The organism is Sphingomonas sp. AP28, from assembly GCF_056680455.1.
On sequence record NZ_JBWXQI010000005.1, the window covers coordinates 1 to 15,169 of the forward strand.

Annotated in this window: 16 protein-coding genes; 6 read left to right on the forward strand and 10 right to left on the reverse strand. The window is 60.3% G+C overall.

Translation table 11 applies throughout. From position 1 onward, the window contains the following. The first annotated feature begins 304 nt into the window (after positions 1 to 304). From AC1MH0_RS23470 to AC1MH0_RS23490, 5 genes are all read left to right on the forward strand, one after another. Positions 305 to 754: a DUF411 domain-containing protein gene (locus AC1MH0_RS23470; RefSeq protein ID WP_056059997.1), complete on the forward strand. Its 450-nt coding sequence runs from the start codon at positions 305 to 307 to the stop codon at positions 752 to 754. A 64-nt stretch (positions 755 to 818) separates the two neighbouring features. Then, positions 819 to 1,778: an IS481 family transposase gene (locus tag AC1MH0_RS23475; protein ID WP_056059999.1), complete on the forward strand. Its 960-nt coding sequence runs from the start codon at positions 819 to 821 to the stop codon at positions 1,776 to 1,778. A 305-nt stretch (positions 1,779 to 2,083) separates the two neighbouring features. Continuing rightward, a complete protein-coding gene (locus tag AC1MH0_RS23480; RefSeq protein WP_056405852.1) occupies positions 2,084 to 3,052 on the forward strand; it encodes a magnesium and cobalt transport protein CorA in 969 nt (322 codons plus the stop codon). A 196-nt stretch (positions 3,053 to 3,248) separates the two neighbouring features. Next, positions 3,249 to 3,563, forward strand: coding sequence for a hypothetical protein (locus AC1MH0_RS23485; RefSeq protein WP_156348781.1), 315 nt, complete (start codon positions 3,249 to 3,251; stop codon positions 3,561 to 3,563). 63 nt (positions 3,564 to 3,626) lie between these two features. Continuing rightward, positions 3,627 to 3,998: a TFIIB-type zinc ribbon-containing protein gene (locus AC1MH0_RS23490; protein ID WP_235516318.1), complete on the forward strand. Its 372-nt coding sequence runs from the start codon at positions 3,627 to 3,629 to the stop codon at positions 3,996 to 3,998. Between the two features lie 454 nt (positions 3,999 to 4,452). Here the strand turns inward: AC1MH0_RS23490 and fliE are convergent, their stop codons facing one another. From fliE to AC1MH0_RS23535, 9 genes are all read right to left on the reverse strand, one after another. Continuing rightward, on the reverse strand, positions 4,453 to 4,803 hold the full coding sequence (gene fliE / locus AC1MH0_RS23495) for a flagellar hook-basal body complex protein FliE (protein WP_056060013.1): 351 nt from the start codon (positions 4,801 to 4,803) through the stop codon (positions 4,453 to 4,455). 118 nt (positions 4,804 to 4,921) lie between these two features. Then, positions 4,922 to 6,379: a phospholipase D-like domain-containing protein gene (locus AC1MH0_RS23500; RefSeq protein WP_056405854.1), complete on the reverse strand. Its 1,458-nt coding sequence runs from the start codon at positions 6,377 to 6,379 to the stop codon at positions 4,922 to 4,924. A 13-nt stretch (positions 6,380 to 6,392) separates the two neighbouring features. Further along, entirely contained in the window at positions 6,393 to 6,998 is a 606-nt protein-coding gene (locus AC1MH0_RS23505) for a DedA family protein (protein ID WP_082446657.1), read from the reverse strand. Positions 6,999 to 7,081: 83 nt separating this feature from the next. After that, complete coding sequence (locus tag AC1MH0_RS23510) at positions 7,082 to 7,585, reverse strand: MgtC/SapB family protein (protein ID WP_082446662.1); 504 nt, start codon at positions 7,583 to 7,585, stop codon at positions 7,082 to 7,084. Positions 7,586 to 7,634: 49 nt separating this feature from the next. Further along, positions 7,635 to 7,844, reverse strand: coding sequence for a hypothetical protein (locus AC1MH0_RS23515; protein WP_056405858.1), 210 nt, complete (start codon positions 7,842 to 7,844; stop codon positions 7,635 to 7,637). A gap of 371 nt (positions 7,845 to 8,215) precedes the next feature. After that, positions 8,216 to 8,893, reverse strand: coding sequence for a carbonic anhydrase (locus AC1MH0_RS23520; protein WP_056405860.1), 678 nt, complete (start codon positions 8,891 to 8,893; stop codon positions 8,216 to 8,218). Beyond that, complete coding sequence (locus AC1MH0_RS23525; protein WP_235516319.1) at positions 8,890 to 10,425, reverse strand: SulP family inorganic anion transporter; 1,536 nt, start codon at positions 10,423 to 10,425, stop codon at positions 8,890 to 8,892. The genes AC1MH0_RS23520 and AC1MH0_RS23525 overlap by 4 nt, the downstream gene beginning before the upstream one ends. Positions 10,426 to 10,646: 221 nt before the next feature. Continuing rightward, positions 10,647 to 10,991 carry a hypothetical protein gene (locus AC1MH0_RS23530; protein ID WP_156360280.1) on the reverse strand — a complete coding sequence of 115 codons (345 nt, stop codon included), beginning with the start codon at positions 10,989 to 10,991 and terminating at the stop codon, positions 10,647 to 10,649. A 928-nt stretch (positions 10,992 to 11,919) separates the two neighbouring features. Next, a complete protein-coding gene (locus AC1MH0_RS23535) occupies positions 11,920 to 13,092 on the reverse strand; it encodes a sodium:proton exchanger (RefSeq protein ID WP_082446659.1) in 1,173 nt (390 codons plus the stop codon). 108 nt (positions 13,093 to 13,200) lie between these two features. On the opposite strand from AC1MH0_RS23535, the gene AC1MH0_RS23540 reads away from it, so the two are divergent. After that, entirely contained in the window at positions 13,201 to 13,467 is a 267-nt protein-coding gene (locus AC1MH0_RS23540) for a hypothetical protein (RefSeq protein ID WP_056060022.1), read from the forward strand. A 117-nt stretch (positions 13,468 to 13,584) separates the two neighbouring features. Here the strand turns inward: AC1MH0_RS23540 and lpdA are convergent, their stop codons facing one another. Further along, positions 13,585 to 14,979 (reverse strand): dihydrolipoyl dehydrogenase, encoded by a 1,395-nt coding sequence (gene lpdA / locus AC1MH0_RS23545; protein ID WP_056060025.1) that lies wholly within the window; start codon positions 14,977 to 14,979, stop codon positions 13,585 to 13,587. Positions 14,980 to 15,169: the final 190 nt, after the last annotated feature.

Consider the following 15,169-nt stretch of genomic DNA (forward strand, 5'->3'; position numbering starts at 1 on the left):
GGATATGGCAGGGAGACGCATCTTAACCCTTTCTGTCTCTTATATTTGCCTTACCGTAGTGGTTGTAGGCTAGAATAATAGCCATTCCGTTGAATACTACCTTTTGCCTTCGCGGCTTTCCGAATGTGTGATGGAAAAACAATGTGAGGATAGGGTCGCGGGTAAGATTGAAGCGAGGTACTGCGATGTTGTTGCCGTTTCTTGTGCAGCAGAAAGTATGTATCTGGCGTTTGTTAATTAGCGATTTTGGCCGTGGCAGCAGCCTATTGCCTCAAGAAGGAGAAGCCAGGTGGCAGCATCTGACATGAAATATCGAATGGCTGGTCTCGCCGTCCTCCTGTTGACGGTCCTTCCTGGCGTAGCATCGGATGCAGCCGATATTGCCATGCACCGTGACCCAGGTTGTGGCTGCTGTGAGAAATGGGCAGATCAGGTCCACCAGCAGTTCGGGCGCAAGGTACAGATCTTGGACGACGCAAACCGGGCCGCCTTTCAGCGCCGTGTGGGTGTACCGGCGCAGTTCGGATCCTGCCACACCGCCATCATTGATGGCATGGCATTTGAGGGGCATGTGCCGATCGCCGACATGAAGCGCGTGCTTGCGCAGCATCCAAAGGGCGTCCACGGCCTAGCCGTAGCAGGAATGCCACTTGGTTCGCCGGGGATGGAGGTGCCAGGCGCGAAGCCGCAACCCTTCGACGTCATCGCGTTCGGCCCGGCTGGCCAGCGCGTTTATACCCGTTACGGAGGCTAGGTGTTAGATGTTTGATCCCACGGTTTGATGGTGCGATCCTTTCGTTAGAATGGAAGGAAGCCGTATGGGACAGGTACGTCACGGGAGCGCCACGACCACGCACGCCGTCAGAGCAGCAATACAGCGATCGCAAGCTTCGCTCTCGGCGCTGAGCCGAGAGCTTGGGATCAACCCTAAGACGGTAGCGAAGTGGCGTAAGCGGGCGACGGTCGAGGATCAAAAGACCGGGCCGAAGGCCCCTCATTCAACGACCCTGACCCAAGCTGAGGAGGCGGCCGTCGTCGCGTTCCGGCGTCACACATTACTGCCGCTCGACGATTGCCTCTACGCGTTGCAGCCCTCGATCCCGCAGCTGACGCGCTCAGCGCTGCACCGCTGCCTCCAGCGTCATGGCATATCCCGTCTGCCGGACATCGAGGGGGACAAGCCGAAGCGACAGCGCTTCAAGCGCTACCCGATCGGCTTCTTCCACGTGGATATTGCAGAGGTGCAGACCGCCGAAGGCAAGCTCTACCTGTTCGTTGGCATCGACCGCACCAGCAAGTTCGCCGTCACCCAGTTGGTCGACAAGGCTGATCGGCGAACGGCGTGGGAGTTCCTGGAACACCTGCTAAAAGCTGTACCTTACCGTATCCACACGATCCTGACCGACAATGGCATCCAGTTCGCCGACCAGCCGCGCAACCGTAACACCGCCTGGTCGCGTCAGATGCGCTTCGATATGATCTGCGAAGCGAACGACATCGAGCACCGGTTGACCAAGCCGAACCACCCTTGGACCAATGGTCAGGTCGAGCGGATGAACCGCACCATCAAGGAGGCGACCGTCAAACGCTTCCACTACGAGAGCCATGACCAGCTACGGACGCACCTCGCTGACTTCATGGCTGCCTATAACTTTGCCCGCCGGCTCAAGACGCTCAGCGGACTCACACCCTACGAATACATCGCCAAAATCTGGACGTCAGAGCCGGATAGGTTCATCGTCAATCCGATCCACCAGATGCCGGGACTAAACACCTAGGCCGGCTGCTAGCTCACTTAACGTAAGCCCCGCTGATAGATCGAGGACGCGATTAGGCGTCGGCGGATTGCTTATGACCTTAGCACTGATGCTTTTTGCCGTTGCAATCAGTTGATATTCTGATGCGGTTGGTTGCCCGAGATACCCGATCAGCCACTACCGTGATTCCATGTCCTGATAATGTACAGGGGCCGTGAGGAAGCCCCAGGCATGTCTGAGGCTTCAGCAGTGGGGATAGGCGTTCGCAGCGACGTAAGGATCGTCTCCTGTTAGGGCGATTGTCTATCAATGTTTAGAGGGTCCTGATGAGCGTTGTTGCTGCTTCCCTTTATCGCCACGGCCAGCGGGTCCGGTCGCTTTCGATCGACGAGCCGACATTCTGTTCGGACGACAAGGCGGAGTTCGTCTGGATCGGCCTGCTGGAGCCGTCCGAGGAGGAGCTTCGGAAGCTCCAGGAGCACTACGGCCTTCACCCGCTTGCGGTTGAGGATGCTCTGAAAGCCCACCAGCATCCGAAGGTCGATGTCTACGGCGATCAGCTGTTCGTGGTCGCGCTGACTGCCCGGCTTGAGGATCAGGTTATCGCCTACGGTGAAACCGCGATATTCGTGGGTCCCAGTCATGTCATCACCGTGCGGCATGGATCGGCACGCTCGCACAGCACGCTGCGCGGCCAGCTTGAGGCGGCGCCGTCACTACTCGCGCATGGTGTCGACTATGTTCTGCACGCCATTATCGACTTCATCGTCGATGGCTATCTGCCGATCGGGGAGGCCATCGAGGAGGAAGTCGTCATAATGGAGCAACGGGCGCTTGACGCTTTCCTGGCCCGGGAGGAAATCAGTCGCATCTTCAATCTACGACGTGAGCTGATGCGGTTCCAACGGGTCCTTGGCCCCATGGGCGAGGTAGCGAACAAACTCACCCACCCCGACATGCCTTGCATCGACCAGGAGGTAATCCCGTATTTCCGAGATGTGCTAGACCATATTCATAGAGTTGAAACCACGGTGGGTGGCCTTCGCGAAGTGCTCACATCGGTCTTTGAGGTCAGCAATCTGCTCGAACAGCAGCGCACTGGTGCGAGTACCCGGCAGCTTGCGGCCTGGGCGGCCATTCTGGCCGTGCCGACTGCCCTCGCAGGCATCTACGGTATGAACTTCGAAAACATGCCAGAGTTGAAAACCAAGTATGGATATTTCGTCGTACTCGCGGTAGTCGCTACGGTGTGCAGCATGCTCTATATCAGGTTCAAGCGCGCAAAATGGATCTAGTCGAGGGTACAAGTGCCTTGAGACACTTAAAGGTTCGATGAGATAATTTTATGCCATGACTCTTACCTGACTACGCAATTAATATAATATCATCTCTTGTTAGTGAATGTAAGCTGTCGATCGCATTCCGCCTGCATTCAATATCGCGGTCCTATCTACTAGACGTGACATTCGGTCACGCTTGATGGAGGTAGTCATGAGAGGATCCTTGATCTTGGCCGCGGCGGCGCTGGCGTTTGCTGCGCCGGCCGCGATGGCCCAGTCCCATGGCGGTTACGGCGGACATAATGGCGGCCCGTCCTACGGCAATCAGGTCCGAGGACACGGCGGATATGGCGACGCCTACCGCGATCGAGGCGGTGGCCATCAGCAGTCCTGGCGCGGTAATGGTGGCGGCTATTACCAGGGCGGTTATGGCTACAACAATCGCCATGATCGCCGCGAGGAACGTCGTGAACGGCGGCATGAGCGCCAGGAGCGCAATCAGCGCTACGGGGGTTATGGCTATTAAGATGAAAGCAGCGCTTCCCGGGCAGACCGCCCCAGCGGTGCCGACCAAAGAGAGGAATGCACCATGACGGATGCCGCAACAGTACCCGCGACCACCCGGTTGCAGGGCATGCTCTGCCCCGTGTGCCGGGTCGACCTCGTGCTCGCCGACCGGCAGGGGGTCGAGATCGACTATTGCCCGCAATGCCGGGGCATCTGGCTGGACCGCGGCGAACTCGACAAGATCATCGAGAAGAACGCTTCGTACGAGGCGACGTCGAGGCCGGCACCCGATTACCCGCCACAACCGACTGCACCTGGATATGCTCAGCCTGCTCCCTGGAGCGGGTACAATGAAGGATCTCATGGCGGTGGACGTCATGGTGGCGGGCATGACCGTGGTGGCCACGGCGGCTATCGTCCCGGCGGCTTTCTTGGCGGTCTGTTTCGGCATTGATCCGCACTCGGCTGGCGTTCTGAACAGGCAGCCGTTTCATGGTTGTCGGTGCATGGAGGGAGAAATAGCGTGACCAGAAGATGCGGGCTGACACTTGGAATCATGATCCTTGCCGGCTTGGCGGCAGCGCCGGCTGGCGCGCAGGTCATGTCCCATGGTGCCGGCGTCAACTGGAGCGGCACGCATGGCGGGGTCAACTGGGATGGCGGGCATGCCTATGAGGGCGGAAGCTACGGCGGTTACCCTGCCTCGTCCGCACCCCGTCCCGCGTACCAGATGCCGCAGCCTACGCCTTATCCCATGCATGAACCTCGCACGCCATACGCCCAAAATGACAGCAGCGATCACGCCGTCCGGCATGAAGATCGTCGTTCATCACCACCGGCGGTTCGGAGTCTTGACAGCAGGTGAGCCATCCCGCGGCCATCGGGCACTCGATGGACGCAGGCTGTGATCAGACGGCCATGCTCATGATGTCCTTGTAGGCCGAAAGAACCTTGTTCCGGACCTGCAAGGTGGCCTCGAACGAAACCGAGGCGCGTTGCTGTATCAGCGCCACGGTCGCGATATCGGTCGTCTCGCCTCGTTCGTAGGCTTCGGTCGCGACATCCTCCTGTTCCTGGAGCGCATTCACCTTTTGAAGCGCGGTCTGCATCGTCGCGGCAAAGCTCGTCGATGGGGCAGTGCCATCCGGTCCCCGCAGCGCATTCGGCGACGAAGCCGAGCCGACATCCCTCAGTGCGGCGTTTCGTTGAAGCACCGCGTTGCGCATCGCCATGACATCGGCCACGCCGTTCACATTCATGCCTGTCGACCTCTCACGCGAACGATAGAGCGCGCATCTTCGCGCAAGAATGATTAGAAATCGTTAAGGATGTTTGTTCGGGACTGGCCCCCGGTCCTTCTGGTCGTGGCAGTACGGGTCACGGATGATGGCGGTGTCGGTGCCGCAGGTGAAAGAGCAGACCTCGGCGTCGCGAAAACGGCTCGAACATCTCGTCGGGTCCCTCGGGGTCGAGCAGCTTGCTGTCGGCCAGCCATTTTTCCATCGAAGACAGTTCGGGCAGCTCGTACTCGCGTAGCGAGCGACCTGGTGCCTGCAACGCCGCGATCGTTGCGATCAACGAGCCGGTTTCGGCGAACTTCGCGATGACCGCGTCCTTGTTGGCGCCAAGGTTCTCGGCGAGCAGACCGGCGCGGATGTCGGCTATCTTTCGATGCCCATCGGCGTCGGATGCCCCGGTCGTGTCGATCGTCACGTCGCATTCGCTGTCGAGGCGCAGCGACCGGTTGTTGAAGTTGGAGGATCCCACCCGCAGCACGACGTCGTCGATGATCGTGACCTTGGCATGGACATAAATCGGTGCCCCCGCGGCGGTGAACGGGTGATAAAGCCGGAAGCGGCCGTGCACGTCGCGCTTCCGGAGTTCGGCAACCAGCCGGGCACGGGCCGTATCCATCGCGATCGGTTCGAGCCAGCCGTTCGCGGTCGTCGGGTTGATGACGACGATTTCCGGACCATCGGTCTCGTCGAGTCGTCTGGCGATTGCCTCCGCGACCCGCCGGGAGGCGAAATACTGGCTTTCGGCATAGATCAGCCGCCGCGCCCGCGCGATGAGCGCGACATACAGCGCCTCGATCTCGTGGACCGGTTCCTGGTCGGCGAGCTTTGGCAGCGTGCGCGAGATCCCGACGGGCACGTCCCTGAAGTCTGCCTCGAGCCCATCAGGCCAGCAATCCGCGCCATCGGTCACGGGCTCGATCGAATACCCGCCGGCGGCATGCCACCGCTCCCGACAGGCGTCACCGAGGGCGCGTGCCACCGGGCCCTCCAGCGCCATGGCCGCGTCATGCCACGGCCCGTGCGGCGTGCCGTCCGGTCGGACGCGGCGCGGTTCCTCGTCCTGGTGGTCTCGCGTGTCCCATCGTTCGCGGGTCATGTCGATGCCGCCGCAAAAGGCCATGCAGTCGTCGATCACCACGATCTTCTGGTGATGCGATCCGGCGACCGGATGATGCCCGTCGAGTTTGAGGTGGATTTGGCGGTCGCGCATCCAGCGCAGGATCGTGAACAGGGTTCGGCCATGGAACAGCGTCTTGAGCGCACCGGTATCCCAGCGCAGTATGTGAATATCGAGCAGGGGACTGCGCTTGACCAGCCAGCTGATGAACGCTCCGACCGTCGGCGGACCCTCGTCCTGCCCCTCCCCGGCGAACTGGATCCGGGCGTCGAAGTCCCAGCCGATCAGCACGATGCGCCGCTTGGCCTTGAGCATCGCGGAGCGGGCGGCCCTGAAATAGTCATCGGCGTCGACGATGACGGCCGCACGGCTTGCCGTGGCGGTCCGCCAGAACGCGCGCCGAATGGTGGCGTCGCTCATGGGCTTTGGCACCTCAACGCCCATGACGACGCCCCCACGTGGCTACCCGCCAAGCGTACCAGAGCACGAGCGCGATGATGATCGCTGTCGAGACCGGACCCACATAGCGCTCGACCGCCCCATAGCGCTGCCCCAGCAGATAGCCGGCGGCGGCCAGCATCGCGGTCCAGGCTGCCGTGCCGATCGTCGACCACAGGAGGAAGGGTCCGAGTGGCATCCGCACGAGCCCGGCCGGGATCGATACGACCGATCGCACCGTGGGGACGATCCGCCCAATGCAGACGAACGGGCCACCGTGGCCGTGGAACCAGGTCTTCGCGCGCTCGACCTCCTGCCATTCGAGCGTCAGCCATCGGCCGTGCCGATCGACCAGGCCATGCAGCCGCTCGATGCCAAGCATCCTTGCGACGGCGTACCAGCAGAGATTGCCCGCCATGGCGCCCGCCGCTCCGGCGGCGACCACGCCCGGCAGCGACAGTGCACCGCGCGAAGCGCGCAGGCCGGCAAGCGGCATGATGACTTCCGAGGGCAGCGGCGGGAACACGGTTTCGGCGAACATCAGCACCGCGACGCCAAGATAGCCGAGCTGGTCGACGAGCTGCTGGATCCACTGGCCCAAACTGCTTCTCCTTATCTTATGTGGGTCGAAACCATTTGTCGTCGCGTAGCGCCCGACCTTAATCCGATCCGCGCAGCAATCGACTATCCTGAATCCGGTTCCGGTCGGGCGTTGGCCCCGCCTGGCAGTGCCGGTGCGCTATCCACGTTGTCGCCCTGTTCGCCCGCGGTTTTCTTGAGTGGACGTGAAAGTCGAAGAGTCAGGAAGGTGACAGCGCTGATGATGATGGCGATATCGTACAGCGAATATCCGACCGCGGCACCAACGGCCCCTGTCGCCCACAGGCTCGCCGCCGTGGCCGTCCCTGATGTTCGACTCCCTTGCTTCAGGATCGCTCCGCCGCCGATGAACCCGACGCCGGTGATCAGGCCTTCAAGGATGCGAGCCTGACCAAGCGACTCCCGACCAAGAACGGCTATCGCTATGAGCACAAAGCCACAGCTGGCGACGGCAACGAGTGGAAAGGTGCGAATGCCGGCGCTTCGCTCCTCTTTTTCTCGATCCCAGCCAATCGGAAGAGCCAGAACATAGGCGATCAGAAGACTGAGAAGGTGCCATAAGGCTTCTGAGAAACTACTGGTAACCAAGGTCAATAGTGATCACCCTTTGTTTGATTGTGACGGAGATACGGAGGAACTAGAGAGGCGCGCGGTCCTGTTTAGCTCTCGACAATCTCAGCTCGACCAGCCTTTCAAAATAGGCGTTAGCCATTTTGCGATGGGCGTCGATCACTTCTGGTTTGGTAGAGTTCTCGGCAAGCTCGACCTCAACCTGCGCTCTGTGTTCGAAATATAGAATCTCATCATCCGACATAGAAAGTTCCTTGAGCGGGTCGTCAGATATCATCGCGATCGGTATTTCGGCCCTCGTTCGACTACGCAAGTCGGCGTTTTGGGCCTTGCCGAGCCTGACTGGGCGTCAGGTCGATCAGATCCTCGAGAAGCCGCGCCGAATTCGACCGGCTCTTCGAGCCGGGCCCCTGGGGTGCGGCACGGCACGTGATCATAGACGGGAGTGCTGATGACAGGCTTTTGCGAGAACGGGAGCGTGCAGGCCGCGAGCCCGCCGGGTAACACGGTGAGCATCAAACAGTTCACAATACGCATGGCTCGTTGCCTCCTACTTGATGAAACACTCGATCACACGTGCGTCCTGAAAAGACGGTGGCGCGCCGATGCTCGTGTTACTAATGACACTTTCTATAAGCGTCCTTTGTCCTAATCCAAAGAGATGCTGTTTTTGGTATGATCGGGATGCGAGAAAAGGACGCTATCTGGGCGGCCGACCTCTTCCAAGGAAGCGTCTGCATCCAGTTCCATCAGCGGTTTGATATGACCGTCGCGAATGTCGTAAATCCAGCCATGCAACCAAAGCGGTTGGCCGTCTTTCCACGCGCTTTCAACTATATCGGTTCTTGCCAAGTTGATCAGCTGATCCCTGACATTCATTTCAACGAGTCTGTTGAGCTTGGCTTCCTCACCATCCAACGCTGCAAGTTCATCGGCATGATCGCGCACAACGCTACTCGCATGATCGAGCCACTGCCTGAGTTGACCGGTAGCTCCTCCTGCGAATGCCCCCCTGATGCCACCACACCCATAATGACCGCACACAATGATGTGCGGAACCTTGAGCACCTGGACTGCATATTGCAGCGCCGCCATCAGGTTGAGATCGCTCGGATTAACAAGGTTGGCGACGTTGCGGTGAATGAACATACCTCCCGGAGGAGTCATGGTCATCTGTTCAGGGCTGACCCGGCTGTCCGAGCAACCGATCCACAAGAACGCTGGCTTCTGGCCATCGGCTTGTCGCGTGAAGAAGTCCGCGCGCTCGTCGATAAGTTCCTGCGACCAAGCCCGGTTGGCGAGAAGAAGCTGTCGATATTCTCTCATGCGAATCTTACTCCAACTACGGGGGCGTTGATCAAAGGAGATGTCCGTTCGGCAAGATCGCCACGAACGACCACATCTACCGACTTGAATCGAGCGGCTTTGATAAAGGAGTTAATAATCTCGACATTATCGAGATCAACATAGCTCGTCGCGGAAAGATCAATCAGAAGCCGGCTATTTTCGGGAATGCGGTTTAGTTGCTTCTGAAGTTCATATTTGTGGATAAAATACAGGTTACGCCGTGCACGGATGAGGCAATCATTGCCCTCGCATGCAAACGTTACGGCAGATCGAAAATTACGCGCTATGACGAACACGAACCCAATCACAAGGCCGATCAGGACGCCTTCGAGCAAGTTGGTGAACATGATCGCGATCACGGTTACTACGAACGGGATGAACTGGGTCCAGCCTTGTCGGTAGCGGTCCAGGAAAAGCTGGGGCGTGCAAAGCTTGTAGCCGGTTGCGATCAGCACCGCCGCGAGTGCCGCTAGCGGGATGAGGTTGAGCACCATGGGGATCAACGCGACCGACAACAGCAGCCATAGCCCATGCAGCATCGTCGACGCCTTGCTCTGCGCGCCCGCACCGACGTTGGCCGAGGAACGCACGATCACCGAGGTGACTGGCAGCCCTCCCAGCAGTCCCGACACGATGTTGCCGCCACCCTGGGCCATCAGTTCCCAGTTCTTGTCAGTGGTGCGTCGTTGCGGGTCGAGCTCGTCGATGGCCTTGATGCTGAGCATCGACTCCAGGCTAGCGACGATGGCAATCGTGGCTGCTGCGATCCAGACGGCACTGCTCCCGATACCCGAAAAATCGGGAAGGGAGAAAAGCTGAGCAAATTCGGCCGGGCTTTTGGAGACTGGCACCTGAACAAGATGCTCCGTGCCAATCTTCCAGGAAGGTAGAAACGCCCCGAGCAGCGCATTGCCGATGACGCCGATCAGGACGGCCACCAAGGGGCCTGGCAAGAAACGGAGCGGACCCTGCTTGGGTTTCGCGCTGTTCCACCAGAACAGGAAAGCAAGGCCCGCAAGGCTGATGATCAGCGCGCCCGGCTCAAACTTGCGCCTCAGGAACACGAAAAGGTTGGTGAACGTGTTCCCGTTGCCAGAGGAGAACTGAAAGCTACCCTCAGCCTCGACTTCATAGCCGATCGCGAACGGAATCTGCTTGATAACAAGAATGAGTCCGATCGATGCCAACATCCCCGTGATCACTGAGGACGGGATAAATTCGCTCAGGATCCCCGCGCGAGCCGTAGAAAATGTCAGCTGCAACGCGCCCGCCAAAACCACTACCGACAAAAAGATCGGATAGCTCGGTAGAGAATTGATGGTGTCGAGTACGATAACCGTAAGGCCCGCGGCAGGACCGCTGACGGACAACGGAGACCGGGACAGGCCGCCGACTACGAGGCCGCCCACGATACCTGCTATCAGGCCAGAAAACAGGGGTGCTCCCGAAGCGAGGGCGACGCCCAGACAGAGCGGGAGCGCGACGAGCGCGACGACGATGGATGCGGGCACATCTGTCCGCAAGGACGCAAGAGGATGTCTCGAAGAGGACACAAGGGTACTCCGTAACTGCATGCAGGATTTGGCGAGCGGCGAGCAAAGCAGGGTTGCCGCTTATCTTGAGTCGGAAGCGGATCGCCCCGACGTCCAAAATCGGGTGAAATCGCGTCGCGAAGTCACCCTTAACAGCGACCATGCCGGCACTCAGCGACACAGTCGGCCGTTGCCGAGGCTTACAGTTTTGGCGGTCTCAACGTTGGCGCGGCGGTCATGCCTTCGCTGATCCGCTGCTCGATCGCCGAATAAGCGTCCTCGGGCTTCATCTGCGAGATGATCGCCTTGGCAGGCACGATCAGGTGATCGCCGTGGCATTCACTATGAGCATGTGGCAGCCATGGGCTAACACCAACAGGCCTTTGATCCCTTGTTGGCTCGCTCACGCTCGCCATCGAAAGGACGAGGCCAGGCGTGGCGACGCGACGGGTACTCGATCCTTCGTCACTTACGTGGAAAACTGAACCCAGTCCCAGGAGCGAGGCCAGCATCAAGCCGATCAGGAAAGGAAGCAGGCGGCTCATCGAACGGTCGCGTAGCGATCTTGCACGTTCAAGGCCACTGCCTTTTCCTATCCTTCCCCAAAATGATCACTTCATCGCGGCGCGCAGGTTGTCGATCGACGCGGTCGCGACGATGGCACAGCCGTTCCCTTACCTCGCGCAAGCGCCTCGCTCGCCATACTATCAAAGCAGTATCAGCGCCCCTTTTTGCCGAGCACAACGATCATCGCTCATCCGACTGGGTTAGCCCGGGTTCTCAGCGTCGATGAGCGACCCTCACACTGAAGAAGTTCCGTTCAGCAAGCGTCACGTCAATGACGTCGGCCATGCCCTCCGCCGCGGTGCCCCCCTCCGAGATGACCTCCGCTAAAATGGCCGCCTCGGTAGTGGCCGCCACCAAGACCAATCCCGATCCCGAGCGATCCGTAGAAGGGCGAGCCGTAGTAGCCGTAGGGGCTTTGATAACGATAGGGATAGCCGCCGCCATAGTAGCCAGCGCCGCGCCAACCGCGCCCGCGGTCAGCGACCGCGATCAGGCAGTCGCTTGCGCCCGCTTGAGCCACGCTGCCCGGCGCTGCGGGAACGGCCGCTTGCGGCGGAACGGGCGCCGGGAGTGCAGCGGATGTTCCCCCGGGCGGACCATCCGGCGGAGAGATCGGTACTGCCCGGATCGCACCGGGAGTGTCGCACGGCACGGCGAAGTAGGAATAGGCGGAGGGCCGCGGCGCATAGGTGGCGCAGCCGCCCAGCAGAACCGCCCCGGCCAGCGGGACGATGATGATAGGCTTGCGGATGTTCGGCATGGTGCGTTCCATTCGTTCTTGGTCGGCAGTTGGGCTGCCGGACCGAATATATATGGTTCGGCTCTCGAACATTGCACGTCGCCGCCTGGGGCCGGGACGCAGCCGGTATCGGCCTCGGTCATTCACCCGGATAGGCGCTCAATCGTTCATGACTGCTCGCCTGCGGCGGGAGCGGCGCGGGGCGGATGGGCTTCAGGGTGGCTGGCGAAGAGACCGACCGCAAACAGATGTCCAAGCGACTTTGCGTTCGTGGCCACGACGATCGCGGAAAGCGCCAGATACCCCCAGGAAAGCCACGTCAGGCTGGCGATCGTTCGCGCATCGTCTCCGAGAAAATTCAGCGTCAAGCCGACCTGAAGGGCGAACAGGCCGGTGAGCGCCAGCGCACCCCACACACCCAGTCTCAACCGCAACAGCAGGGCAATGCCGAACAGCGATTGCGCGGCAGTGAGAAAGAACTCCTCATGCTGCCGCGCATCGAGCGGCAGAGCGGTGAGTCCGCCTGCCCCGAGGCTCATTGCTAACGGCAGCATGCCGACCAGCAGGGTCCATTGGTTGATCTTGTCCGAGATCATCGTTGCAAGGCCGTTAGCCGCCCGCCCCGAGAGCACGAACAGTACCGCGATGGTCACCGCAGGCGCCTCGCTGGCGAGTGGCGCGAGCCACTGGATCAGCAGGAACTCATCGATGCCGACCGAGCGCCCTGAGTCCACCATTGCCTCGGCAAACGGTTCAGCCGAGATCAGGATAACGGTCGCCGCAACGACCGTTAGCGCCGCCATCGCGGCCCACTGACGCGCCGACGACAGCTGGCTAAGCGCGGCTGCGGGGCCAGGTTCGTCGTCCTCGTCTTCTTCCGCCTCGGGGAGATAGCTGACGCGCCAGACATAGGCGGCGAAGATCGCGACCAGCACGACACTGTCGATCCACCCGATCGCATCGCGCATCAGGATCGTGAACGACCAGGCGGTGCCGATCAGTAGGAACACGACTTCTGCCGCGTTGACCGGTGCAAGGTCGATGCGGCGCTGGCGGGTGCGAAACCAGTGGACGAGCACCATCAGCGGCCACGCCAGTCCGACCAGCAGGCGGTTGGCGCCCGTCATGTTCGCGGCAGCGTAGTGAACATAGTTAGACGACGGGTCCTGTCCCGCGGCATAGGCGTAGTAGAAGTCGACCGCATACTCCGGCAGCACGGTGACGAGCGCGATTGCCGCCACGATCAGCCCTTGGCTGACGCGCTTCTCTGCGGCCTCCGCACCCCAGGACAGCATGAAGCCCGCTGCGAGGATCGCAATGCCGAAGAGCGCGGCGACCATAAACTCAGACTGCGTGCTTCGTGCCCCACGCTTAGGGTGTCATTCCGCCCTCAACCGGAACCGACCCCACCGCTGCTAAAACCGCACACAAAACATGAGGAAAGAGTGATGCACGAACGCGATCCCAACATCGTCACCTCGAGCCTGTCTGGTTTCGTCACCGAACAGGGCGTCACCGTGAGAGTGAACATCATCCGGTTGGAAAATGAGCCGGGCTGGTCGCTTGAAGTCGAAAACGAGCATGGAACTTCTACGGTCTGGGACGACCTGTTCGCGACTGATGATGCCGCGCATGCTGTTTTTCGTCAGACCGTCGATGAAGAAGGTATGCGCGCCTTCCTCGACCATGCCGTCGTCATACCCTTCCGACGTTAGCACCGTCAGCGTTCGCCGTTCGTTCGGTCCTAGCGTACGTAAACTTCACTTTCGTGCAGTGACCCCTTGGACAAGACGCCCTGCGGAGAGGAGGCTGGGGCAGCCAAAGATTTTGCCTCACATGTGAATTGGCTTGCCCGTTACCGCCATCGCCGCTTCCTTGAGCGCCTCCGAGTGCGTGGGATGGGCATGGCAGGTGTAGGCGATATCCTCGCTAGTTGCGCCAAATTCCATCGCCTGGGCAGCCTGAGCGATCATCGTGCCGGCGAGTGTGGAGATGATGTGAACCCCAAGCACGCGGTCGGTCTTGGCATCGGCAACGACCTTGACGAAGCCGTCGGTATCTCGGTTGGTCTTGGCGCGGCTGTTGGCTGCGAAGGGGAATTTGCCGACCGTGATTTCCCCGCGTGTTTTCGCCTCCTCCTCGGTCAGGCCGACGCCCGCGATCTCAGGATGGGTGTAGACAACGGATGGTATCACCGCGTGATTCACGATACCGATTTGCCCCGCAATATTCTCGGCGACCGCAATTCCCTCGTCCATCGCTTTGTGCGCAAGCATAAGGCCAGGAACGACGTCGCCGATCGCCCAGATGCCGGGAACAGCGGTTGCAAAGCGGTGGTCGACTTCGATCTGCCCCTTCTTGTTCAAGCCAAGCCCGGCTTTGTCGAGTCCCAGGCCTCCGGTGTTAGGGCGCCGTCCGATCGCGACCAGTACCACGTCGGCCTCGATCGTTTCAGCCTCGCCACCGGAAGAGGGCTCAACCGTAATGGTTGCGGTTGAGCCGTTGCGTGCGACCGCGGTAACCTTGGTGCCGAGCTTGAACGCGAGCCCCTGTTTGCCGAAGATGTTGCGCGCTTCCCTGCGCACTTCGCCGTCGAGGCCAGGAAGAATTTCGTCGAGATATTCGATCACCGTCACTTTGGCGCCAAGCCGCTTCCAAACTGAGCCGAGTTCAAGGCCGATCACGCCGGCACCGATGACGACGAGATGTTCGGGGACCTTGGGGAACGCCAGCGCGCCTGTGGAGTCCACAACCACTTCGCCGTCCACCTCGACACCCGGAAGCGGTGTCACCGACGAACCGGTAGCGAGCACGATATTCTTTGCGCGCACGGTCTTGCCTGCGACTTCGACGCTGTCCCTGCCGGTGAAGGTGGCCAGCCCTTTGAGCCACTCGACTTTGTTCTTCTTAAATAGGAAGGCGATGCCGCCGGTCAGCTCTCCGACGGCCTTGCTCTTCTCGGAATGCATCTGCGTCAAATTCAGGCGAGCGCCTTCGATTTCTACTCCAAACTTCGCAAGAGCGCCCGACTTGGCTTCCTCGTACAGCTCGGAGGCGTGGAGCAGTGCCTTCGATGGGATGCAGCCGACGTTGAGGCACGTTCCGCCAAGGGTCTCGCGCGCCTCTACGCAGGCTGTCTTCAGCCCGAGCTGCGCCGCGCGAATGGCAGCGACATAGCCGCCGGGACCGGCACCTATGACAAGAATGTCGTAGTCGTAGTCACCCATTTAAAACTCCGTTCGGCCTGATGGCGGGACACCGCCGTTTGCTCAGGAGCACGAACACTGACAACTGACAATGGGTTATGCAGGAAGGCGGAAACGCGACTTGCCAAAGCAGGAAATCTAGAGTTAATTCCATCAACCGGAGAGGAGTGACTTGACTCAGGTCCCATTAAACGACTGCGCATGGGGCCGG